A 22,449-nucleotide genomic window follows, 5' to 3' on the forward strand; every position below is an offset into this window, starting at 1 on the left:
AACCGAAAACGAATCGGCCGGTCCCGGAGAGAGTCCGGAACCGGCCGTCGCACAGGGCTGCTAGAGATCGACTTCCTGCATCAGCATGCCGACCTCGGTGTTGGACAGCCTCCGCAGCCAACCCGACTTCTGGTCGCCCAGGGTGATCGGGCCGAACGAGGTGCGCACCAGCTTCTCGACGGGGAAGCCGGCCTCCGCGAGCATGCGGCGGACGATGTGCTTGCGGCCCTCGTGCAGGGTCACCTCGACCAGGTAGTTCTTGCCGGTCTGCTCGACCACCCGGAAGTGGTCCGCGCGCGCGTACCCGTCCTCCAGCTGGATGCCGTCCTTGAGCTTCTTGCCCAGGTCGCGCGGGATCGGGCCGACGATCGCGGCGAGATAGGTCTTCTTCACGCCGTACTTGGGGTGGGTCAGGCGGTGCGCCAGCTCGCCGTGGTTGGTGAGCAGGATGACGCCCTCGGTCTCGGTGTCGAGTCGCCCCACGTGGAAGAGCCGGGTCTCGCGGTTGGTGACGTAGTCGCCGAGGCACTGCCGGCCCTCGGGGTCCTCCATCGTGGAAACCACGCCCGCCGGCTTGTTCAGCGAGAAGAACTGGTACGACTGCGTGGCGACCGTCAGCCCGTCGACCTTGACCTCGTCCTTCTCCGGGTCGACGCGCTTGCCCTGCTCCAGGACGATCTCGCCGTTGACCTCGACGCGGGCCTGCTCGATCAGCTCCTCGCAGGCGCGCCGGGAGCCGTAGCCCGCGCGCGCGAGCACCTTCTGCAGCCGCTCGCCCTCCTGCTCGGCGCCCGGGAAGGTCTTGGGCAGCTTGACGTCCTTCTTGCCCGCGTACCGCTCGCGGTTGCGCTCCTCGGCCCGGGCGTCGTACTCACGGGAGCTCGCCGGAGCCGTACGGCCGCGCCCCGTGCCCTGGCCCTGCCTGGGGCCGCCCTTGGCGCCGCCGCGCGCCGAGGCACCGCGCCCCGACTTCGGGCCGTCCTGGGTGGCGCCGGGGCCCACGTCGTAGCGCCGCTCCTCCGGGCGGGGCTTCTTCGGCCGACCGCCCTGCTTGTCGTCGCGGTTGTTACCGGCGCCGCGGTAATTACCGCGGCCACCGCTGCTCCCGCCGCGGCCGCCGCTGTTGCCACCACGGCTCCCGCCGTTGTTTCCGCTGCTGTTCCTGCCGCTGCTGCTTCGCATCAAAGTTCCGTCTTGTCGTCTGCGTCCTCGGAATCCGGAGCGTCCGGATCGAACGACGGAACCCCTTCCAGTGTCTCGGCCTCGATCGCCTCCGCCTCCGGGAGGAAGGGCGCGAGCTCCGGGAGCTCGTCCAGGCCGCGCAGGCCCATCCGCTCCAGGAAGTAGTTCGTCGTCGTGTACAGGATCGCACCTGTTTCGGGTTCCGTGCCCGCCTCCTGGACCAGACCCCTCTGGAGCAGGGTGCGCATGACCCCGTCGCAGTTGACTCCTCGTACGGCCGAGACGCGGCTGCGGCTGACGGGCTGGCGGTAGGCGACGACGGCGAGGGTCTCCAGGGCGGCCTGGGTGAGCCGGGCCTGCTGGCCGTCCAGGACGAAGCCCTCGACGGCCGCCGCGTACTCGGGCCGGCTGTAGAAACGCCAGCCGCCGGCGATCAGCCGCAGCTCGAATCCGCGGCCCTGCACGGCGTATTCGTCGGCCAGCTCCCGCAGTGCGTCCCCGACCTGCCGCTTCGGCCGCTGGAGGATCTTCGCGAGGTGCTCCTCGGTCGCGGGCTCGTCCACGACCATGAGGACGGCCTCCAGGGCGGGCTTGAGGTCGAGGTCGGCGACGGTGCGCAGCCCTGCCGGGAGGCCGGTGGTGTCCTCGCTCACGCCTTGTCCTCCTTGGGTGGCTCGGGCGGTCGGTCGAATTCGTCGGTCACCATGGGCTGGGCCTCGCCCTCGCCGCCGGTCCAGCGCACGATCAGCTCGCCGAGCGCCGTCTCCTGGTCGAGGGCCACGGCCTTCTCCCGGTAGAGCTCCAGCAGGGCGAGGAACCGTGCGACGACGGTGAGGGTGTCGTCGGTGTCCTCGACCAGCGCCCGGAAGCTGGCCTCGCCGAGCTCCTTGAGTCGCGCGACCACGATGCCGGCCTGCTCCTGCACGCTGACCAGCGGTGCGTGGATGTGGTCGACGTACACCTGGGGCTTCGGCTTCGGCTGCATCGCTTTGACGGCGAGTTTCGCGAAGCCCTCCGCCCCGATGCTGATGACGACCTCGGGCAGCAGCTCGGCGTGATGGGGTTCGAGTCCGACGGTACGGGGATAACGCCGGGCCTCCTCGTCCAGCCGCTGGTTGAAGATGTCGGCGATCTGTTTGTAGGCGCGGTACTGCAGCAGCCGCGCGAACAGCAGGTCCCGCGCCTCCAGGAGCGCGAGATCGGCCTCGTCCTCGACCTCGGCGGAGGGCAGCAGCCGGGCGGCCTTGAGGTCGAGCAAGGTGGCCGCGACCACGAGAAACTCGGTCGTCTGGTCCAGATCCCAGTCCGGCCCCATCGCCCGGATGTGCGCCATGAACTCGTCGGTCACCTTGGAGAGCGCGACCTCGGTGACGTCCAGCTTGTGCTTGGAGATCAACTGAAGCAGCAGATCGAAGGGCCCCTCGAAGTTGGAGAGCCGAACCTTGAAGACACCGTCCCCGTCGGCCTCACCGGGGACGGCCTCCGCCCCCACACCCATTTCCTGGGACGCACCACCGGCCCCGTCCAGAGACCCGGGCGCCACGACTTCCGTCCGAGACTCGGATCCCGCCCCTGGAATCAGGACTTCCGGCTCGCGCACCATCTCCGGAGCCGCGACCTCCGCCTCTCGCACCACCTCGGGAGCCGCGGCCTCCGTCCAAGGCCCGGAACCCGGCCCCCGAACCACGACTTCCGGCTCGCGCACCATCTCCGGAGCTACGGCCTCCGCCGAACGCGCAGAGACCGCCTCCGGCCCCGCAGCGCCCGGCTCTGGGCCCGGCTCAACGTCCACGGACCGCCTCCCGGCGGCATCCTCCTCCAGCGGCTCGGAACCCGACCCCGGAATCGCTTCCGGCTCTCGTACCACCCCCGCGGCCACGGCCTCCGCCGAAGGCGCCGCCTCCGGCGCCACGGCGCCCGGCTCCGCGACCGGCTCAACGGCCACGGACCGCTGCCCGGCGACCGGCACCGGAGCCGCGGGATCCCGCCCTGGCTCACGAAACGGCGCCTCTGGCTCCGGGCCCGCGCCTCGCCGCTCGGCGACCGGCACCGGAGTCACGGGATTCGGGTGTTCGGACTCGGCCTCCGGGCTCGGATCCGGCTCGGGGGCGGCTGCCTCGGGGGTCGTCTCCGCAGGGGCCGGGTCCCCGGGAGGAGCCATCGGCTCGACCCGTGGAGCGCCCGGGCCCCGCCCCAGTGCACGCCGACGACCGCCGGAGGCACCGGCGCCGGGGGCGGGAACGTCGTTCGAGGTCATGGCCCCCGCAGGCTACCGCTACCGCCCGCGCAGTCGGCGTACGAGGATGCTCGCGTCCCCGCGGGACTCGAGGTCGGCCAGCACCACGGCGACCGCCTCGCGGACGATCCGCCCGCGGTCGACCGCAAGGCCGTGCTCACCGCGGAGCACCAGGCGGGCGTGCTCCAGGTCCATGAGCTCCTCGGCAGACACGTACACGGTGATCTTCTCGTCGTGCCGCTCGCGGCCACTGGGCCGGCGCGAGGCCGACGACCGGCCGCGCTTACGGGACTGGGCGCCGGCGGCGGCAGAACCTTCCTGCGCCCCCTGACGTCGCCCGGAGCGCTCCTGGCCCGCGGCACGGCTGCGGGACTCACCGGCATCGGCCGGCTCCGGCTCCGCCGCCACATGCTCGGGTCCCTCGCCGTCTCCGCCCTGCGCGGGCACCGACTGCGGTGCGTCCTCCGGCGACACGGCCGCGGCCGGGTCGCTCTCCCCCGCGGGCGCGGGCACACGGGCTTCGCCGTTGGCCCCCCGCCGCGGAGTCGACGGCTGGAGCGCCATTCCCCCTGTCGTACGGAAGAGTTCGTCGGCCCCCGGCAGACTCACTCGGCGTGACACCGGGCGAGCACCTCCCTGGCGAGCTGACGGTAGGCGGCGGCACCGACGGAGTTGGAGGCGTACGTGGTGATCGGCTCACCGGCGACCGTGGTCTCCGGGAAGCGGACCGTGCGTCCGATGACGGTGTGGTAGACGTGATCGTCGAAGGCCTCGACCACACGGGCCAGCACCTCGCGGCTGTGGACCGTGCGCGAGTCGTACATCGTGGCCAGGATCCCGTCGAGCTCCAGCTCGGGGTTGAGCCGCTCCTGGACCTTCTCGATCGTCTCCGTCAGCAGCGCGACACCGCGCAGCGCGAAGAACTCGCACTCGAGCGGCACGATCACCTTGTGCGCGGCAGTCAGCGCGTTCACCGTCAGAAGGCCCAGTGAGGGCTGACAGTCGATCACGATGTAGTCGTAGTCGGCCATCAGCGGCTTCAGGGCCCGCTGGAGCGTGGACTCGCGCGCGACCTCCGAGACCAGCTGCACCTCGGCGGCGGACAGGTCGATGTTGCTGGGCAGCAGGTCCATGTTCGGGACCGCCGTCTTCAGGAGCACCTCGTCGGCCGCCATGCCCCGCTCCATGAGCAGGTTGTAGACGGTGAGGTCGAGCTCCATCGGATTGACGCCGAGGCCCACCGACAGCGCGCCCTGCGGGTCGAAGTCAACGAGCAGCACGCGGCGTCCGTACTCCGCGAGCGCGGCACCCAGGTTGATGGTCGACGTCGTCTTGCCGACGCCGCCCTTCTGGTTGCACATCGCGATGATCTTCGCGGGCCCGTGGTCGGTCAGCGGGCCCGGGATGGGGAAGTACGGGAGCGGACGCCCGGTCGGGCCGATGCGCTCACGGCGCTGGCGGGCAGCGTCGGGCGCGAGCGTGGCCGCGTACTCCGGGTCGGGCTCGTACTCCGCGTCGGGGTCGTAGAAGTGCCCTTCGGGCAGTTCGTCGTAGTCGGCGAAGTGGTTGTGGGGCGCGCCACTTCCGTCGCCGGCCATGGCGTTCACGTGATGGCCATCCATGCTCTGGTGTGCAGTCCGGATCACCTGCGGATCCGGACTCTGGTGGGCTGCGAAGGTGCGCACAGCTACGGAGCCGACAGCCTCGAACCCCGCGGGACCCTGGTCCCGTACAGGCGCTCCTGGTTGACCACCCCCGGGAGAAAATGTCGACTCATTCACAAGTCGTCTTACCTCCTTGGTGACCAGGAAACTTCTAGACAGGTCAGCGTGGCACCATGCCGACGGTTGGCGACTCTATGGCGTGTCGGGCGTCCGCAGCAACACAATCCGCCGGACCCGGCAGGATGTGTCGGCAATGAAACATCCCTCTGTCAAGGGCGTACGGCCGTCGCACGGCAGGTTTCGCGGGTGTGCGAATCGGTCGAAGGGTTACGTTCGAGGCGAGTTGACCTAGAGCCGCAAAGTGACCATACACACATCCGGCCGGACCTTGTCGGGCAAGGTCCGGCCGGATGTGCGCTGTTGACGACCTGTGTTGACGTATCGCCTTTTACCCAATGGTGACTTAACAGTCGGCCGAATGGTGACTTACCGGCTCGACGACTCTCCGCCCGCCGGGCAGGTCAGCCGAGCAGGCTCTCGAGCTCCACGTGCTCCAGTCCGTGCGCCTCCGCGACCTCGCGGTAAACGACCTTGCCGTCATGGGTGTTGAGCCCCTTGGCGAGCGCCGGGTCGCGGCGCAGCGCCTCCACCCAGCCGTGGTCGGCGAGTTCGACGATGTAGGGCAGGGTCGCGTTGGTGAGCGCGTAGGTGGAGGTGTTGGGCACCGCGCCCGGCATGTTGGCGACGCAGTAGAAGACCGAGTTGTGCACCTGGAAGGTCGGCTCGGCGTGCGTGGTCGGGCGGGAGTCCTCGAAGCAGCCGCCCTGGTCGATCGCGATGTCGACGAGGACACTGCCGGGCTTCATGCGGGAGACGAGCTCGTTGGTGACCAGCTTGGGGGCCTTGGCGCCGGGGATGAGGACCGCGCCGACGACGAGGTCGGCGTCCAGGACGGCCTTCTCCAGCTCGAAGGAGTTGGACATGATCGCCCGGACCTTGGTGCCGAAGACCTTGTCCGCCTCGCGCAGCTTGTTGATGTCGCGGTCGAGCAGCGTGACATGGAAGCCCAGGCCGACCGCGATCTGCGTCGCGTTCCAGCCGGAGACGCCACCGCCGATGACGACGGCCTTCGCGGGCTGGGTGCCGGGGACGCCGCCGGGGAGCACGCCACGGCCGCCGGCCGAGCGCATCAGGTGGTAGGCGCCGACCTGCGGGGCCAGCCGGCCCGCGACCTCGGACATGGGGGCGAGCAGCGGCAGCGCGCGGCCCGGCAGCTCGACCGTCTCGTAGGCGATCGCCGTGGTGCCGGACTCGATGAGCGCGTCGGTGCACTCCTTGGAGGCGGCCAGGTGCAGGTAGGTGAAGAGCGTCTGATCCTTGCGCAGGCGGTGGTACTCCTCGGCGACGGGCTCCTTGACCTTCAGCAGCAGGTCGGCGGTGGCCCACACCTCGTCGGCGGTCGGCAGGATCTGCGCACCGGCGGCAACGTACTCGCTGTCCGGGATCGACGATCCGACACCGGCGTCGTGCTCGATGACGACCTGGTGGCCGTGGCGCACGAGCTCGTGCACACCGGCGGGGGTGATGGCCACCCGGAACTCGTTGTTCTTGACCTCGCGGGGGATGCCGACCTTCACGTCGATCACGGTCCTTGGCTCAGTGGATGTGGGGCAATACAACACATACCCAGGCATGCATGAGCACACCGGGAGACACCGCAGGAGAAGGTGCGGCAGAGCCAGTCTAATGAAGGCGTTCTCTCTGTCTAGCCTTTCATTGCATCAATCTTCGTCGGATGTACTACGGATTTCGCAGGTGTCATCGTCCTGTTTCAAGGGATCAAGGGGTTTCGGCTCCTGCGCACCGCCCTCGTGCTCCTGTCCCAGCAGCCGCTCGGCCGTGCCCCGGTGCAGCTGAGCGGATGCGGGATCGCCCAGGCGTTCCAGCGTGTCGGCGAGCCGCAGCTGCAGCGCCGCCTGCAGCCGTACGTCCTCCGCGCGCCGGGCCCACTCCACCGCCTCATGGCAGGTGCGCAGCGATTCCTCGGGCCGTCCCGCGTACTCCTGGACCCGCGCGAGCTCGCTCAACGCCCGTGCGTGGGAGGCGATGTCGCCGTTCTTGCGGTGCCGGGCGATCGCGGTGCGCCAGCCGCGCTGGGCCTCGCCGTAGCGGCCCGCATAGGTGTGGGCCGCGGCGATACGGCCGTAGAGCCGGGCGGCGGCCGCACGCTCGTCCCGGGCCAGGCGCTCGGCGAGGGCGCGGCCGAACCAGTCGGCGGCCCGGTCGTAGTCCCCGAGCTCCAGATGGGCACCGCCTACGGATTCCATTGCGCGGCCGCTCGCATACGGGTCGTTCGCCTCCCGTCCGGCGTCCAGCGCGGCCCGGTAGCGGGCCAGCGCCTCCGTCGTGCGGCCCGTCTGGGCGTCCAGGTCGCCGAGGTTGAGCAGTGCGGCGGCCTTCTCGCGGGGCAGGTCCCGCCGCTCGGCCACGTCCAGGACGAGCCGGTGGATGCCGTACAGGTCGGGGGCGGCGGCCCGGGTCCCGAAGTGCGCGACCATGGCCTTGACCAGCTGGGACATCAGCCGGCGGGCGAGGGTGTCCAGCTCCCCGTCCGCGACGGCAAGCCGGGCCGCGGCCAGCAGCGCGGGCCTGCGCAGACGCAGCCACTCCTCGGCGGCCCGGGGGCTCGGGAAACGCAGGGAGCGGGGCATGCCCTGGAGCTTCTCGCGCGCCTCGGGGCTGTCCGTCTCGGTGATCACCCGGCAGGACTGCAGCAGCCGTACCGTCCGCTCCAGCATGCGGGCGCGGGCCAGCTGCACCTCCCCGGGGCGGTCCTGGCTCTGGGTGAGCGTCTTCAGCAGGGGGTGCAGACAGCCCGGCACCTCGTACTGCGGCAACGGCGAGTCCGCGGCGCGCAGCAGACCGAGGGCGACGAACTCGTCCAGCGCGGCGTGGGCGTCGCCGACCGAGCAGCCGGCGAGCGCGGCCGCGGTGTGCGGGTCGACCAGTCCGGCGGGGGCGAGGGAGAGCAGGCGCAGCATCCGGGCGGACGGGGCGGGCAGTGAGGTGTAGACCAGCCCGAAGACCCGGCTGAGGGGTGTGCCCTCACCCTCCGTGTGCAGATGCTTGGCCAGGTCGGCGACGGCCGCCTTGGGGCGGGCGGCGAGCCAGCCGCCCGCCAGCGTCAGCGCGGCGGGGTGGCCCTGGCACTCCTCGACCAGGCCCTCGGCGGCACGGGGGTCGACGGTGATGCGGACCGAGCCGGTGTACCGGGTGAGCAGCTCCAGGGCGGACTTGGTGTCGAGGCCGCCGAGAGTGCAGGGGCGGACGTCGGAGATACCGGTGAGGGGACCGCCCGACACGGCCACGACCAGGCAGTCCGGCGTGTCCGGCAGCAGGGCGTCGACCTGCTCGGCGTCCGGCGCGTCGTCGAGCAGCACCAGGGCCCGGCGGTCGGCGAGGGCGGTGCGCAGCGCCTCGGCCAGGTCGTCCGCGGCGGCTCCGGCGGGAGTGGGCAGCCTCAGCGCGGCGAGCAGTTCCCGGGCGGTCTGCGCGAGGGGGACGGGCGTGCCGTCGGGCTCGCTCAGCCGGGCCCGGAGCACCCCGTCGTCGTAACGGTCCGCAACCTGCCGTACGAGCTCCTCGGCGAGGGCGGTGCGTCCGGAACCGGGCCTGCCCGCGATGAGCAGTACGCGCGCGCGGGGTGCCTTGCGGCCGGAGAGGGTGTCCAGGCCCGCGCGCTCGATGTCGGCGCGGAGTTCCTTCAACTCCCTTGTACGGCCCAGGAACCGGCTCTCGTCAGCAGCGTGCCCCGACAGCCGTACACCGTCTGTGTTGACCGTCTGATCCGTCACGGGCCACACTCCCGTCCCACCGCACGCGCAAGCCCGCCGGGACTCCGGTACCGGGCATCAACAGAGCCTAGTTCACGCTCTGCAACGATCCCGGCGGAGCACGGCGGGCGCATCCCCCGATCGGATCAGCAGATCGTCACACCGGCACGGACGGGGAAGCGGCGTTCAGGACTCGAAGGGACGAGCGGGCCATGGCGCCTCGGCCGGGCGCAGTGCGTCGAGCCCGTCCCCCTGCCGCGCGGCGATCAGCGAAAGGACGCCCACGACAAGGCAGTTGTTGTGCAGCTCGCCCGCGAGGACGCCTCGTACGAGGTCCTCCAGGGGCACCCGGGCGATCTCCATGTCGGCCTCTTCGTGCTCGACCTCGAAGCGGTCGCCCTCGGCCTCGGACAGGTCGCGGGCGAGGAAGAGGCGTACGGCCTCGTCGCAGCCGCCGGGGGTGGTGTAGACGTCGGTCAGCACACGCCAGTCCTCTGCCTTGACGTGCGCCTCCTCGTAGAGCTCGCGCTGAGCGGCGTGCAGCGGGTTCTCGCCGGGCACGTCGAGCAGACCGGCCGGGATCTCCCAGAGCTTGTGGCGCACGGGGTGGCGGTACTGGCGCACCAGCAGGACCCGGCCGTCGTCGTCGAGGGCGAGGACCGCGACCGAACCGGGGTGGACCTGGTAGTCGCGGCGGGCCACATGTCCGTCGGGCATGACCACGTCATCCGTGCGCACAGAGGTCTTGTTGCCCACGAAGGGGGTCTCCGTCGCCCGGATCTCCCACTCCTCGGGGGTGTCCTTGATCGTCATGCCTGTCCTTCCGCACGCTTTCGCCGCACACGCCGAGTGAAACGGGGCGCTCACCTTTTGAATGCGAGCGCCCCGGCCACCGTACAACTGGTGTGCTACTTGGAATTCTTCCGCTCGACCGAGGCCTTCACCAGACCCGCGAACAGCGGGTGCGGCCGGGTCGGGCGGGAGCGCAGCTCGGGGTGCGCCTGGGTCGCCACCAGGTAAGGGTGCGTCTCGCGCGGGTACTCGACGTACTCCACCAGCTTGCCGTCGGGCGAAGTGCCGGAGAACAGGATGCCGGCCTTCTTCTCCAGCTCCGCGCGGTAGGCGTTGTTCACCTCGTAGCGGTGCCGGTGGCGCTCCTCGACGTACTCCTTGCCGTCGTAGACCTCGCGCACGATCGAGCCCTCGGCCAGCTTCGCCGGGTACATGCCCAGCCGCATCGTGCCGCCCATGTCGCCCTCGCCGGCGACGATGTCCAGCTGCTCGGCCATGGTGGAGATGACCGGGTGGCCGGTGGCGGAGTCGAACTCGGTGGAGTTGGCGTCGGTGATGCCGGCCAGGTTGCGCGCGGCCTCGATCACGATGCACTGCAGGCCCAGGCAGAGGCCGAGCAGCGGGATCTTGTTCTCGCGGGCGTACTTGATCGCGCCGACCTTGCCGAGCACACCGCGGTCGCCGAAGCCGCCGGGGATGCAGATGCCGTCGACGTCGGCGAGCTGAGCCGCGGCGCCGGCCGGGGTCTTGCAGTCGTCGGAGGTGACCCACTTGATCTTCACTCGGGCCCGGTTGGCGAAGCCGCCGGCGCGCAGCGCCTCGGTGACCGAGAGATAGGCGTCGGGCAGGTCGATGTACTTGCCGACCAGCGCGAGGGTGATCTCGTGGTCGGGGTTGTGGACGCGGTCGAGCAGGTCGTCCCAGGTCCGCCAGTCCACATCGCGGAACGGCAGGTCCAGCTTGCGGACGACGTAGGCGTCCAGGCCCTCGCCGTGCACGGTCTTGGGGATGTCGTAGATCGAGCGGGCGTCGGGGCAGGCGACCACGGCGGCCTCGTCGACGTCGCACATCAGGGAGATCTTGCGCTTGATCGCGGTGGGGACCTCGCGGTCGCAGCGCAGCACGATCGCATCTGGCTGAATACCGATGTTCCGCAGGGCCGCAACCGAGTGCTGGGTCGGCTTCGTCTTCAGTTCTCCCGACGGGCCGATGTAGGGCAGGAGGGAGATGTGGACGACGAAGACGTTGTCACGCCCGACCTCGTGGCGGACCTGGCGGACCGTCTCCAGGAAGGGCAGCGACTCGATGTCGCCGACCGTGCCGCCGACCTCCGTGATGACGACGTCGACCTCGTCGGTCGCCATGCGCCGGATGCGGTGCTTGATCTCGTTGGTGATGTGCGGGATGACCTGCACGGTGTCGCCGAGGTACTCGCCGCGCCGCTCCTTGGCGATCACCGTCGAGTACACCTGGCCGGTGGTGACGTTCGCCGAGCCGTCCAGGTCACGGTCGAGGAAGCGCTCGTAGTGGCCGATGTCCAGGTCCGTCTCGGCGCCGTCGTTGGTGACGAACACCTCACCGTGCTGGAAGGGGTTCATCGTGCCCGGGTCGACGTTCAGGTACGGGTCCAGCTTCTGCATCACGACCCGCAGGCCCCGCGCCTTGAGGAGCATGCCCAGGCTGGAGGCCGTGAGGCCCTTGCCCAGCGAGGAGGCGACACCCCCGGTGACGAAGATGTGCTTGGTCGTCGTAGATTTCGGCGGCATGGCCAAGAGGGGGCTCCCGTGGTCGCGGTTCGAGGTGCGGTTCCGGGGATTTCTCGCCCACCGGTCCACGGGCTACCAGGGTATCAGCGCCCGGAGGAGATGGCTTCCGGCCACGCACCGCACACGAGTCACCACAGACCCGCACTGTCCTTCGCGTTTCTCACCCGTTGCTCACCCGTTCGGCCTATTCGGGTTGCCCGGAGCGGCACGCAGATCATCTACGTGCGTCGTATCCTGCTCGGACACTCGCTGCCGAGCCCGGCCGGGTACACGTCACCACCCCCGCACGTGATGACCGGAACAACGAGAGCTCGTCAGTTCGTTGAGCATCAATTGTCGTTTTGCCACACGGCCAGGACGACTGCTTTGCTTCACCGCTCAACGACGCATTACAACGACCCCTTGACCGCAATAAGCGACAGCCCCCTACTTCCACGGGGGTGACGTGGCCGTTCGACTGGAGTTGCACGTGGCCGGGCGCATCGAAGACTACGCACTCATCGGAGACATGCAGACCGCAGCCCTGGTCTGCCGGGACGGCACGGTGGACTGGCTGTGCCTGCCCCGCTTCGACTCGCATGCCATCTTCGCCGGCCTGCTGGGCACCGAGGAACACGGCTTCTGGCGCCTCGGCCCCGCCCACGCGTCCGAGGCGCAGCCCCCGACGGCGGCCCGGCGCAGCTACCGCGGCGACTCCCTGATCCTGGAATCCGAATGGGACACCCCGCGCGGCACGGTCCGAGTGACCGATTTCATGCCCCCGCGTGACGGCGCCCCCCAGCTGATCCGCATCGTCGAGGGCGTCTCCGGCCGCGTTCCGATGCGCTCGGCCCTCAGGATGCGTTTCTCGTACGGCCGGGTCGTGCCGTGGGTGCACAAGCACGACGGCCGCACGGTCGCCGTGGCCGGCCCGGACTCGGTCTGGTATGACACCGAGTGCGAGACCTACGGCAAGTCGCTGACCACGTACTCGGACTTCACGGTCGCTCCCGGTGACCGCATCGCCTTCACCATCTCCTGGCAGCCCTCGCACAAGGAGCCCCCGCCACTGCCGGAGCCGGAGGCCTCCCTGGAGGCGACCGAGGAGTTCTGGCGCGAGTGGGTGGAGCACTGCACGTACCACGGCCCGTACCGCGAGGCCGTGATCCGCTCGCTCATCACGCTCAAGGCCCTCACGTACGCCCCCACGGGTGGCATCGTCGCGGCGCCCACGACCTCCCTGCCCGAGGACATCGGCGGCGTCCGCAACTGGGACTACCGCTACACCTGGCTCCGTGACGCGGCCATCACCCTGTCCTCGCTGCTGCGCACCGGTTACCGCGAGGAGGCCCGCGCCTGGCGCGAGTGGCTGCTGCGGGCCGTCGCCGGCGACCCCGAGAACCTGCAGATCATGTACGGCATCGCGGGCGAGCGCGAGCTCGGCGAGGCGGAGCTGGACTGGCTGCCGGGTTACGAGAACTCGGCGCCGGTGCGCGTCGGCAACGGCGCCGCACACCAGCTCCAGCTGGACGTCTACGGCGAGGTCACCGAGGCCCTGCACCTCGGCCACATGACCGGCCTGGCCCGCAGCGACTACGCCTCGCTGCTCCAGCTCAAGCTGATCCGCTACCTGGAGCAGCACTGGGACGAGCCGGACGAGGGCATCTGGGAGGTGCGCGGCCCGCGCCGCCACTTCGTGCACTCCAAGGTCATGGCCTGGGTCGCCGTCGACCGCACCATCAAGCTCATCGAGTCCGGCGACGCGGACGGCCCGCTGGAGCGCTGGCGCGAGCTGCGCGACGACATCCACCGGGACGTGTGCGAGAAGGGCTACGACAAGGAGCGCAACACCTTCACCCAGTCGTACGGCTCGAAGGAGCTGGACGCCTCGCTGCTGCTCATCCCGCAGATGGGCTTCCTGCCGCCCGACGACAAGCGCGTCATCGGCACCATCGAGGCGATCCAGCGCGAGCTGTCCACACCGGACGGCTTCATCCTGCGCTACCCGACGGAGGGTTCCAGCGAGGGTGTCGACGGCCTGCCCGGCGACGAAGGGGCGTTCCTGGCCTGCTCGTTCTGGATGGCGGACGACCTGGCGATGATCGGCCGCGTGGACGAGGCCCGCAAGCTGTTCGAGAAGCTGCTCGCGCTCCGCAACGACCTCGGTCTGCTCGCCGAGGAGTGGGACCCGCGCCTCCAGCGCCAGGTCGGCAACTTCCCGCAGGCCTTCAGCCACGTCCCGCTCATCGACACGGCACTGCGTCTGACGGCCTCGGGGGCGTACGGCGGCTGAACAGGACCGTCGAGCCGGGCCCGCCTACGCTGGAACCAACAGCCCCTGTACGGAAGGGGGCGCCCCATGGCTTCCCCATCGAAGGCGGGCGCGGCCCTCGCCGCGCTGCGTGAGGATCTGGTCGGCGATGTGTTCGCCCCGGGGGATGTCGGCTACGACGAGGCCCGGGCGGTCTTCAACGCGATGATCGACCGGCGGCCGGCAGTGATCGCGCAGTGCGTGGACGCGGACGACGTCGTGCGGGCCGTGCGCTTCGGCCGGGAGCTGGATCTGAAGATCGCCGTGCGCGGCGGCGGGCACAGCGTGGCGGGCATGGCGGTGAACGACGGCGGGCTGGTCGTCGACCTGCGGCACATGCGCGCCGTCACCGTCGACCCAGCGGCCGAGGCGGTACGGATCGCGGGCGGCGCCACCATGAGCGACCTGGACCGCGCGACCGAGACCTACGGCCTGGCGACCACCGGCGGCAGGGCCTCCACCACCGGCGTGGGCGGCTTCGTCCTCGGGGGCGGCACCGGCTGGCTGGACCGCTGGTGCGGACTGGCCGTCGACAATCTGCTCGGCGTCGAGCTGGTCACCGCCGACGCCGAGCGGGTGCACGCCAACGCCGACGAGAACCCGGAGCTGTTCTGGGGCCTGCACGGCGGGGGCGGCAACTTCGGCGTCGTCACCGCGCTGACCCTGAAGCTGCACGAACTGCCCGCGTTCTCCATCGCGTTCGTGATGTACCTGCCGGCCTTCGGCCGCGAGGTGGTGCGCACCTACCGCGAGATCATCACGGCCGCCCCGGTCGAGGCGTCCGGGATGGTCGTCCACGTCACCGGCCCGCCGGCCGACTTCGTGCCGCCCCAGCTGGTCGGCCATCTGATGTGCGGCGCGCTGGTGACGTACGCGGGTGGCGAGGAGGACCTGCGCAAGCTGGCCGAGCCGCTGCTGGCGCTGCCGCACGAGGCCGAGGTCGTCGGTGCGATGCCGTACGCCGAGGTGCAGTGCCTGCTCGACGATCCGCCCGGGCTGCGGAACTACTGGTCGGCGGAGTACCTGACGGGCCTGCCCGACGACCTCGTGGACGTCTACTGCGCCCGCAGCGAGGCGATACCCGTACCGACGGGCGTCCAGTACGTGCTGCTTCCGCAGGGCGGCGCGATCGCGGACGGTCCGCACGAGTACCCCGTGCCCTATCGGGACGCGCCGTGGGCGGTGCACCCCTTCGGCATCTGGACGGACCCGGCGGACGACGAGCGGTGCCTGCAGTGGGTGCGGGACGTGCGCGCCGACGTCCGGCCGTGGAGCACCGGCGCGGTCTACCTCAACTTCATCGGCGACGAGGGCCCCGAGCGGGTGGTGGCCGGTCTGGGCGCGGAGAACACGGCCCTGCTGGCGGCGCTGAAGCGGCGCTACGACCCGGACAACGTCTTCCGCTTCAACCACAACATCAGGCCGGCCTGAGCACCTCCAGCGGGAACACCGGCCAGGCGGCGGGCGTAACCGGCGTACGGCGTGTCTTCTCGGTCGGCGTGCGCGATCAGCGCGGCTCGCAGGGGAACCCCGACCGCCCGGAGATGTCCCGGAGGCGCACGCGCGGGTAGCGTCCGGCTCATGGACAGCAGTACGAGCAGCAGATTCGACACGCACGGGGCCGGGATCACCGTACAGCGGGCGCTGGAGCTGCCGGGTCTGCGCAGCGGGCTTCCGGAGGTCCTCGCGGGCGCCGACCGGCTGCAGCGCACCGTGCGCTGGGTGCACGCGGGCGAGGTCCCGCACATCGCCTCGCTGCTGAAGGGCGGCGAGCTGCTGCTGACCACCGGCTACGGCCTCGGCACCCGGCCGGCCGAGCAGCGGGCGTTCGTGCGCACCCTGGCCGAGCGCGGCATCGCGGCCCTCGTCGTGGAACTCGGCCCGCGCTTCGCCCGCCTGCCCGCCGCGCTCGTCGACACCGCGCGCGCGGCCGGGCTGCCGCTGGTCCAGCTGCACCGCGAAGTGCCCTTCGTGACGGTCACGGAGGAGATCCACACCGAGATCGTCAACGGCCACTACGCACTGCTGCAGCGGGCCGAGGAGGTGCACCGCCGCTGCACCGAGGCCCTGCTGGGCGGCGGCGGGGTGCCCCAGGTGCTGGGCATCCTGGCCGACTTCAGCGGCAACCCGGTCTTCCTGGAGACGACGGACGGACAGCTGCTGTACGCCGCCGGGGCCGGCCCCGAGGGCGCGGACCCGCTCCAGGTGTGGGAGGGGCTGCGCGGCCACCACAAGGACGCCCCGCCGCCGTCGGGGTCGGTCCTCGTGGACGTGCCCGGAGGCGGCCCGGGAACAGGGTCGGTTCGGGCCCGCCTGGTCCTCCTCCCCGTACGGGCCCCGCTGGCCCCCGTGCACCGCATCGCGGCCGAGCGGGCGGCCGGCATCCTGGCCGTCGTCCTGATGCAGGCCCGGCAGGAGGAGGAACTGGCGGCGCGCGGCCGCGGGGACTTCCTCACCGATCTCGCCGAGGGCCGTATCGCCGCGGAGGACGCGCCCGCGCAGGCGCGCGTGCTGGGCTTCAAGCCCGGCAACAGCCCGCTGCTGCCGGTCGTGATGCGGCTGGGGGACACGCTGTCGCCGGGCGGGGGCTGGGCGGTGCTGGCACGAGCGGTCGCCGAGGAGCTGGCCTCGGTGGGGGTTCCGGTCCTGTTGGGCGTACGGCCTGTCGAGGGCCGGGTGCCGTTGCTGCTGGGCCTGCGTGCGGAGTCGGAGCGGCCGGCGGTCGCGGACCGGGTCGCGGCGGCGCTGCGCGCGGGCGTGGAGCGGGCCGGGATGCAGCGGCCGGGGGCGCAGCCGCCGGTGGTGGTCGTCGGCGTGGCGGGCGGCTGGGCGGCGGCGTCGGCGGGCCTCAGGCACGCGGCCGAGACGGCGACGGCGGCGCAGGGCCTCTCGGACCGCCCCTGGTACGACGCCCGCCGCCTCGACATCGACCTGCTGCTGTGGCGGCTGCGCGACCACCCGGACCTGGCGGCCTTCGTGGACCGTGCCATCGGCCCGCTCCGCGACCACGACAACCGCTCCAAGCCGCCCCTGCTGCCCACCCTGGAGACGTATCTGGCGCACGCGGGCCGCAAGGCGGAGACGGCCCGTGAACTCCACCTCAACCGGCAGACCCTCTACAACCGCCTGGCCCGGATCGGCGAGTTGCTCGGCACGGACCTCGACGACCCGCAGACCGTACTGGCGTTGAGCCTGGCCCTGCGAGCCCGTCGGCACACCCCGTAGGGCCAGTCCCTCAGGCGAGCGGCCGGTGCTGGGTCAACTCGTCGTAGACGCTGAGCACTTGGGCGACGGTCTCGTCCTCGGTCGGCCAGGTGGCGGCCTGCCGGCTGCCCTTCTCCTTGAGCAGCTCACGGCGCTCCGGGTCGCCGAGGAGCCCGGTGACGGCGTCGGCGAGGGCCTCCGCGTCCCCGTACGGGACGAGTTCGGCCGCGTCGCCGACGAGTTCGGGGATGCCGCCGACACGGGTCGCGACGAGCGGCACGCGCGCGTGGAGCGCCTCCTGGGCGAGCACGGAACGCGATTCCCAGCTGCTGGGCAGCAGTGCGAGATCGGCGGCGGAGAGCAGCGCCCGCACGTCGTCGCGCCGCCCGATGAGCCGGACGGGCAGCCCTTCGTCCTCGATGCGGCGCTGCAGCACGGTCCGCAGCGGCCCCTCCCCCGCGATCACGACGAGCGGCAAGGGGTCCAGCCGCCGCCACGCGCGTGTGGCGTCCAGCAGGGTGTCGTAACCGCGGTGCCGGTCGAGGGAGCCGACGGCCATCAGCAACGGGCGCCCGGTGGCGCCCAGTTCGGCCCGGATCTTGGGGCTCGGGCGGTCGGGGTCCTCCGGCTCCGCGCCCGGCGGCGGCCCGGGCAGTGCCACGGCGGCCAGCCGCGCGTCCCGCGCCCCGGTCCGGCGGGCCCGGTCCACGAGGTCCGAGGAGGTGCCGAGCACCACGGTGGCGGCCTTCACGACCCGCCGCTCCAGGAGACGCAGCAGATGGGCGCGGGCCCCTTCGGCGTGCGCGCGGTTGTGCCAGGTGACCACGAGCGGGGTGCGCCGGCCGCTGAGGGCCAGCGCGGCCCGGAAGGAGGCGTGCAGCCCGTGCGCGTGCACCAGGTCGGCGTCCTTGCACGCCTCCCGCAGCGCGGTCACGGCTCCCGGGTCGCTGCTGCGCGGTACGTGCACGTGTTCGGCGCCGGTCCCCGTGAAGTCGTAGGCGCGATCGGCCTCGACAGGCGCGCACACGGTGACCCGCACGCCCCGCGCGACGAGCCCCGCCGCCAGCGAACGCACGTGCGCGCTGCTGCCGGCGCTGCCGCCGCCCAGCACCTGCACGGTACGCAGCGACGACTGACCGTGCGGAGAGTGGCTGCTCGCGGGGCTCACGTGGCCGGGGCTCCTGGTTCGGCGTCGGGCGGTCACGAAGAAAGTACAGAAGGATGGAGCGGAGGGGGTGTACCGCGCGGTTTCCTCCACGTACTGCGCCAAGGATGCCAGGACGTACGGGTGTTCCGACAACGAGAAGGTGACGAGGGTGCCGCACGGGGCCTGTGGGGCGGTGGGATTGGTCACTCGCACGAGTGAGAGAGGGGCACCCGGCCCCCGCCCCGTGACCGCGCGGTTCCTCCCCCACCTGGCGGCGACGGCAGCCTCCAGAGCCGCGCCCACCGCTTGCGCCCCTGTGTCGCCGAGCATCGAGCACTCGCCGAGTTCGTCGGGCAGTACGGCAGTTCCGGCGGCCCTGGGGCTCCTAGACGTCCGCCCGGGCCGTCGCGAGCAGCTCCTCCGCATGCGCCCGAGCGGTCTCGGAGTCCTCCTGGCCGGCGAGCATCCGGGACAGCTCCCGCACCCGCTCCTCGCCTTCGAGCACCTTCACCCCGGACCGTGTCACGGACCCGTCGTTGGTCTTCTCGACCAGCAATTGCCGGTCGGCGAAGGCGGCCACCTGCGGAAGGTGGGTCACGACCACGACCTGCGCGGTCTTCGCCAGCTTGGCCAGCCGCCGCCCGATCTCCACCGCCGCCTTGCCGCCGACACCGGCGTCGACCTCGTCGAAGAGATACGTCGGCACGGGATCCGTCCCCGCGAAGACGACCTCCACGGCGAGCATCACACGCGACAGCTCACCGCCGGACGCGCCCTTGGCGATGGGCCGGGGCGGCGCTCCCGGGTGCGGGGCCAGCAGCAGCTCGACCTCGTCGACGCCGGACGGCCCGTAGGCGACGGCGCGCCCGCCGACCTCCACGCCCTCGGGGTCCTCGGTCTGCCGGATGTCGAACGACACGCGCGCGTGCGGCATCGCGAGCGAGGCGAGCTCCGCCGTCACGGCGGCCGCGAACCGCTCCGCCGCCTCCGTCCGCGCATCCGTCAACGCCTGGGCAAGGCCGCCCAGTTCGGTCCGCAGCGCGTCCCGCTCGGCGGTCAGCTCGCCGATCCGCTCGTCGTCGCCGTCCAGCTCGGTCAGCCGCGCGGCACTCTGCTCGGCCCAGGCGAGCACGGAGTTGATGTCCTCGCCGTACTTCCGGGTCAGACCGGTGAGCGCCGCCCGCCGTTCCTCGACGGCCGCCAGCCGCAGGGGATCCGCGTCAAGATCGTCGGCGTACCCCGCCAGCTCCCCGGCGACATCGCCCAGCAGGATCCCGATCTCCCCGATCCGGTCGGCCAGCGCGGACAGCGCCGGATCGTGCGCCCGCACGGCGTCCAGGGCCCGCTGAGCCCCCGCGACGAGCGTGGCGGCGTCGATGCCCTCGGGATCCTCCGGATTGCCGGCCAGGGCGGCATGAGCGGCCGTGGCGGCGGACGACAGGGCCTCCGCGTGCCCGAGCCGCTCGGCCTCCTCCGCCAGCTCCACGTCCTCGCCGGCCCGCGGCTCCACACCCGCGATCTCGTCGAGCCCGTACCGCAGCATGTCGGCTTCCTGGGCCCGCTCACGCGCGCGCGTGGTGATCTCTTCCAGCTCCACGGAGACGGCCCGCAGCCGCCGGTACGCCTCGCCGTACTTGGCGAGCGGCCCCGCGACGGCGTCCCCGGCGTACCGGTCCAGCGCCTGCCGCTGCCGGGACAGCTTCAGCAGCCCCTGCTGGTCGGTCTGCCCGTGCACGGCCACGAGATCGTCGGCGAGGTCGGCGAGCAGCCCCACCGGCACACTGCGCCCGCCCACATGCGCCCGCGACCGCCCTTCGGCGGAAACGGTACGGCTGATCAGCAGCGCCCCGTCGTCGAGCTCGGCCCCGGCCTCCTCGGCGCGTACGACGGCAGAGGCGCCCGGGGGCACGGCGATCCGCCCCTCCACGACCGCCTTCTCGGCCCCGATCCGCACGAGCGCGGGGTCCGCCCGCCCGCCCAGCAACAGCCCGAGGCTGGTGACCACCATGGTCTTGCCCGCACCCGTCTCACCGGTGACGGCAGTGAACCCGGGCGACAGCTCGACGACGGCATCGTCGATGACTCCGAGCGACCGTATCCGCATCTCTTCCAGCACGGACACGACCTTACGAGGTCCGGGGCAGGGAGTGCGACGCCCCCTGTCCCGGTTGTGTGAAGGTGCAGGTGACGAATGCGCATCGGCTGCGCATTATCACCCGGCCGAGTGCAGGTCGGACACCCGCCACAGCCGGCTAGTGCGGCGCCCCTCGCCACCCGGACACCGGCAACGCGAACTTCGCCACAAGCCGGTCGGTGAAGGACGCATGGTGCAGCCGAGCCAGCCGCACCGGCACAGCCCCCCGCCGCACCTCAACCCTGGCCCCTGGTGGCAACTCGACCGTCCGCCGCCCGTCACACCACAACACGCCCGGCGGAATATGAGGCAGCACCTCGACCGCCAGCACCGAATCCGGCGACGTGACCAAGGGCTTGGCGAACAACGCATGCGCACTGATCGGCACCATCAGCAGCGCTTCCACTTCGGGCCACACCACGGGCCCGCCCGCGGAGAACGCATAAGCCGTGGAACCGGTGGGCGTCGACAGCACAATGCCGTCACACCCAAACCCCGTGACCGGCCGCCCGTCGATCTCCAGCACGACCTCGAGCAGCTTCTCGGCGCCGGCCTTCTGCACCGCCGCCTCGTTCAGCGCCCAGTCCGTGTGCACGATGTTCCCGTTCTGGTGAACGACGACATCGACGGTCATCCGCTCCTCGACCTCGTACGCCTTCGTCACCACCCGGTCGACGACCTTGTCGAGATCGTCCCGCTCGGCCTCCGCGAGGAACCCGACCCGCCCCAGGTTGACGCCGAGCATCGGCACCCCGGACGCCCGGGCGAACTCGGCGCCCCGCAGCAGCGTCCCGTCACCCCCGAGCACGATCAGCAGCTCGCACCCGTCCAGGCACTGCGGAGTGGCCTCCTTGACCAGCTGCACCTCCTCGGGCAGCGGCAGATCGGCCGCCTCGTACTCCAGGACGCGCACGCCGATGCCCTCGCGCAGCAGCCCCTTGACCACGAGTTCGGCGCTGCGAATGGCCGCGGGCCGCCCGGTGTGGGCCAGCAGGAAAACAGTACGAGCTCGGTTCTGGGTCAACGCGGCCCCTCCGCCACTGCACGGTCAACGTCGGCCGGGTCCAGTTCGGGTGCCCCGGTCCGCAGCCACAGAAAGTACTCGACATTCCCGGAAGGTCCGGGCAACGGACTGGCGGTGACACCCATCACCCCGAGCCCGAGTTCCCACGCCTTGTGGGCCACACCCCGCACGGCCTCCGCCCGCAGCTGCGCACTCCGTACGACTCCCCCACTGCCCAGCCGTTCCTTCCCCACCTCGAACTGCGGCTTGACCATCATCACCAGGTCGGCGTCCGGCTTCACGCACCGCACCAGGGCGGGCAGGACCAGCCCGAGCGGAATGAAGGACAGATCCCCCACGACAAGATCCACAGGCTCACCATCGATCTCTTCAAGCGTCAACTCGCGTACGTTCGTACGGTCCTTGACGGTGACGCGTTCATCGCTCTGAAGAGTCCAGGCAAGTTGTCCGTATCCGACGTCCACGGCGACGACGTGCGCGGCCCCCGAGCGCAGCAGCACATCGGTGAACCCGCCGGTGGAGGCGCCGGCGTCCAGCGCCCGCCGCCCTTTCACCTCGAGCCCCTGCGGCACGAACACCTGCAGCGCGCCCGCCAGCTTGTGCCCGCCCCGGGAGACGTACTCGGGATCGCTGTCGTCGGCCGTGACGACGATCGCCGCCGCGGTCTCCACCTGCGTGGCGGGCTTGGTCGCGACGGTCTTGCCGACGGTGACCCGCCCGGCGGCGATCAGCTGGCTGGCATGCTCACGCGAGCGCGCCAGCTTCCGGCGGACCAGCTCCGCGTCCAGACGGCGGCGTGCGACTCCTGCCACGTTCGGTTCAGCTCCTATGGCCGTACGAGGGTGAAGGCGTCCTCGTGTCGTACGACGGCGAAGGCGCCGGAGGTCCAGGGCGGGCGTCGAGCGCGGTGAGCGCGTCTCGCAAGCCCCGGTGTACATCCTCGTACACCTCGAGGTGGCCGTCGGTGGCGAGGTGGTCGGCGTCACCGAGGCGCTCCAGCTGCGCGTCCACGTCGGCGTTGCCGGTCGGGGTGCGGGGCACGTTCAACGGGGCGGGGGCGGCGGGGTCGTACTCGGGTTCCTGCTCGGGTTCGACTTCGACCGTTTCGTCCCCCACCGTGGCGTCGGGCACAGAGTCGCTCATGCCCAGACGCTACCCCGAACCGCTGGGGTACCGT

Annotated in this window: 17 protein-coding genes; 3 read left to right on the top strand and 14 right to left on the bottom strand. The window is 71.4% G+C overall.

Annotated features, from left to right (window positions below):
* Positions 1-60 precede the first annotated feature (60 nt).
* The 9 genes from ABT254_RS45545 to pyrG all read right to left on the bottom strand — a co-directional run bounded on the left by ABT254_RS45545 (position 61) and on the right by pyrG (position 11,473).
* The gene (locus ABT254_RS45545) at positions 61-1,182 is read right to left on the bottom strand and encodes a pseudouridine synthase (protein WP_351483619.1); all 1,122 of its coding nucleotides are present in this window, start codon (positions 1,180-1,182) and stop codon (positions 61-63) included.
* The gene (scpB, locus tag ABT254_RS45550; protein ID WP_099927829.1) at positions 1,182-1,835 is read right to left on the bottom strand and encodes an SMC-Scp complex subunit ScpB; all 654 of its coding nucleotides are present in this window, start codon (positions 1,833-1,835) and stop codon (positions 1,182-1,184) included. The genes ABT254_RS45545 and scpB overlap by 1 nt, the downstream gene beginning before the upstream one ends.
* Positions 1,832-2,785, bottom strand: a complete 954-nt coding sequence (locus ABT254_RS45555) for a segregation and condensation protein A (protein ID WP_450753404.1) — start codon at positions 2,783-2,785, stop codon at positions 1,832-1,834. The genes scpB and ABT254_RS45555 overlap by 4 nt, the downstream gene beginning before the upstream one ends.
* Before the next feature lie 672 nt (positions 2,786-3,457).
* Positions 3,458-4,039, bottom strand: coding sequence for a hypothetical protein (locus tag ABT254_RS45560; RefSeq protein WP_351483620.1), 582 nt, complete (start codon positions 4,037-4,039; stop codon positions 3,458-3,460).
* The gene (locus tag ABT254_RS45565) at positions 4,024-5,199 is read right to left on the bottom strand and encodes a ParA family protein (protein ID WP_351483621.1); all 1,176 of its coding nucleotides are present in this window, start codon (positions 5,197-5,199) and stop codon (positions 4,024-4,026) included. The genes ABT254_RS45560 and ABT254_RS45565 overlap by 16 nt, the downstream gene beginning before the upstream one ends.
* A gap of 404 nt (positions 5,200-5,603) precedes the next feature.
* A complete protein-coding gene (gene ald, locus ABT254_RS45570; protein WP_351483636.1) occupies positions 5,604-6,719 on the bottom strand; it encodes an alanine dehydrogenase in 1,116 nt (371 codons plus the stop codon).
* 144 nt (positions 6,720-6,863) lie between these two features.
* Positions 6,864-8,936 carry a tetratricopeptide repeat protein gene (locus ABT254_RS45575; protein ID WP_351483622.1) on the bottom strand — a complete coding sequence of 691 codons (2,073 nt, stop codon included), beginning with the start codon at positions 8,934-8,936 and terminating at the stop codon, positions 6,864-6,866.
* A 165-nt stretch (positions 8,937-9,101) separates the two neighbouring features.
* Positions 9,102-9,728: an NUDIX domain-containing protein gene (locus ABT254_RS45580; protein WP_351483623.1), complete on the bottom strand. Its 627-nt coding sequence runs from the start codon at positions 9,726-9,728 to the stop codon at positions 9,102-9,104.
* A 95-nt stretch (positions 9,729-9,823) separates the two neighbouring features.
* A complete protein-coding gene (gene pyrG / locus ABT254_RS45585) occupies positions 9,824-11,473 on the bottom strand; it encodes a CTP synthase (protein WP_351483624.1) in 1,650 nt (549 codons plus the stop codon).
* 469 nt (positions 11,474-11,942) lie between these two features.
* Here pyrG and ABT254_RS45590 point away from each other — a divergent pair, with 469 nt between their 5' ends.
* From ABT254_RS45590 to ABT254_RS45600, 3 genes are all read left to right on the top strand, one after another.
* A complete protein-coding gene (locus tag ABT254_RS45590; protein WP_351483637.1) occupies positions 11,943-13,745 on the top strand; it encodes a glycoside hydrolase family 15 protein in 1,803 nt (600 codons plus the stop codon).
* A gap of 66 nt (positions 13,746-13,811) precedes the next feature.
* On the top strand, positions 13,812-15,194 hold the full coding sequence (locus tag ABT254_RS45595) for an FAD-binding oxidoreductase (protein WP_351483625.1): 1,383 nt from the start codon (positions 13,812-13,814) through the stop codon (positions 15,192-15,194).
* Between the two features lie 150 nt (positions 15,195-15,344).
* The gene (locus ABT254_RS45600) at positions 15,345-16,988 is read left to right on the top strand and encodes a PucR family transcriptional regulator (protein WP_351483626.1); all 1,644 of its coding nucleotides are present in this window, start codon (positions 15,345-15,347) and stop codon (positions 16,986-16,988) included.
* 10 nt (positions 16,989-16,998) lie between these two features.
* Here the strand turns inward: ABT254_RS45600 and ABT254_RS45605 are convergent, their stop codons facing one another.
* From ABT254_RS45605 to ABT254_RS45625, 5 genes are all read right to left on the bottom strand, one after another.
* A complete protein-coding gene (locus ABT254_RS45605) occupies positions 16,999-18,135 on the bottom strand; it encodes a glycosyltransferase family 4 protein (RefSeq protein WP_351483627.1) in 1,137 nt (378 codons plus the stop codon).
* A gap of 364 nt (positions 18,136-18,499) precedes the next feature.
* Positions 18,500-20,218 (bottom strand): DNA repair protein RecN, encoded by a 1,719-nt coding sequence (gene recN, locus ABT254_RS45610; protein ID WP_351483638.1) that lies wholly within the window; start codon positions 20,216-20,218, stop codon positions 18,500-18,502.
* 148 nt (positions 20,219-20,366) lie between these two features.
* Positions 20,367-21,272 (bottom strand): NAD kinase, encoded by a 906-nt coding sequence (locus ABT254_RS45615; RefSeq protein WP_099927840.1) that lies wholly within the window; start codon positions 21,270-21,272, stop codon positions 20,367-20,369.
* The gene (locus ABT254_RS45620; protein WP_351483628.1) at positions 21,269-22,084 is read right to left on the bottom strand and encodes a TlyA family RNA methyltransferase; all 816 of its coding nucleotides are present in this window, start codon (positions 22,082-22,084) and stop codon (positions 21,269-21,271) included. The genes ABT254_RS45615 and ABT254_RS45620 overlap by 4 nt, the downstream gene beginning before the upstream one ends.
* 7 nt (positions 22,085-22,091) lie before the next feature.
* Entirely contained in the window at positions 22,092-22,415 is a 324-nt protein-coding gene (locus ABT254_RS45625; RefSeq protein ID WP_351483629.1) for a hypothetical protein, read from the bottom strand.
* Between the last annotated feature and the right edge of the window lie 34 nt (positions 22,416-22,449).

Source organism: Streptomyces sp. NPDC001137 (assembly GCF_040298885.1).
In the GTDB taxonomy this organism is placed as follows: Bacteria; Actinomycetota; Actinomycetes; order Streptomycetales; family Streptomycetaceae; genus Streptomyces.

Excerpts from the sequence above, each read along its gene's own strand:
- ABT254_RS45625 (WP_351483629.1), bottom strand. The coding sequence starts at position 22,415 with ATGAGCGACTCTGTGCCCGACGCCACGGTGGGGGACGAAACGGTCGAA.
- ABT254_RS45580 (WP_351483623.1), bottom strand. The coding sequence starts at position 9,728 with ATGACGATCAAGGACACCCCCGAGGAGTGGGAGATCCGGGCGACGGAG.
- pyrG (WP_351483624.1), bottom strand. The coding sequence starts at position 11,473 with ATGCCGCCGAAATCTACGACGACCAAGCACATCTTCGTCACCGGGGGT.
- ABT254_RS45545 (WP_351483619.1), bottom strand. The coding sequence starts at position 1,182 with ATGCGAAGCAGCAGCGGCAGGAACAGCAGCGGAAACAACGGCGGGAGC.
- recN (WP_351483638.1), bottom strand. The coding sequence starts at position 20,218 with ATGCGGATACGGTCGCTCGGAGTCATCGACGATGCCGTCGTCGAGCTG.
- ABT254_RS45555 (WP_450753404.1), bottom strand. The coding sequence starts at position 2,785 with ATGGTGCGCGAGCCGGAAGTCCTGATTCCAGGGGCGGGATCCGAGTCT.
- ABT254_RS45595 (WP_351483625.1), top strand. The coding sequence starts at position 13,812 with ATGGCTTCCCCATCGAAGGCGGGCGCGGCCCTCGCCGCGCTGCGTGAG.
- ABT254_RS45600 (WP_351483626.1), top strand. The coding sequence starts at position 15,345 with ATGGACAGCAGTACGAGCAGCAGATTCGACACGCACGGGGCCGGGATC.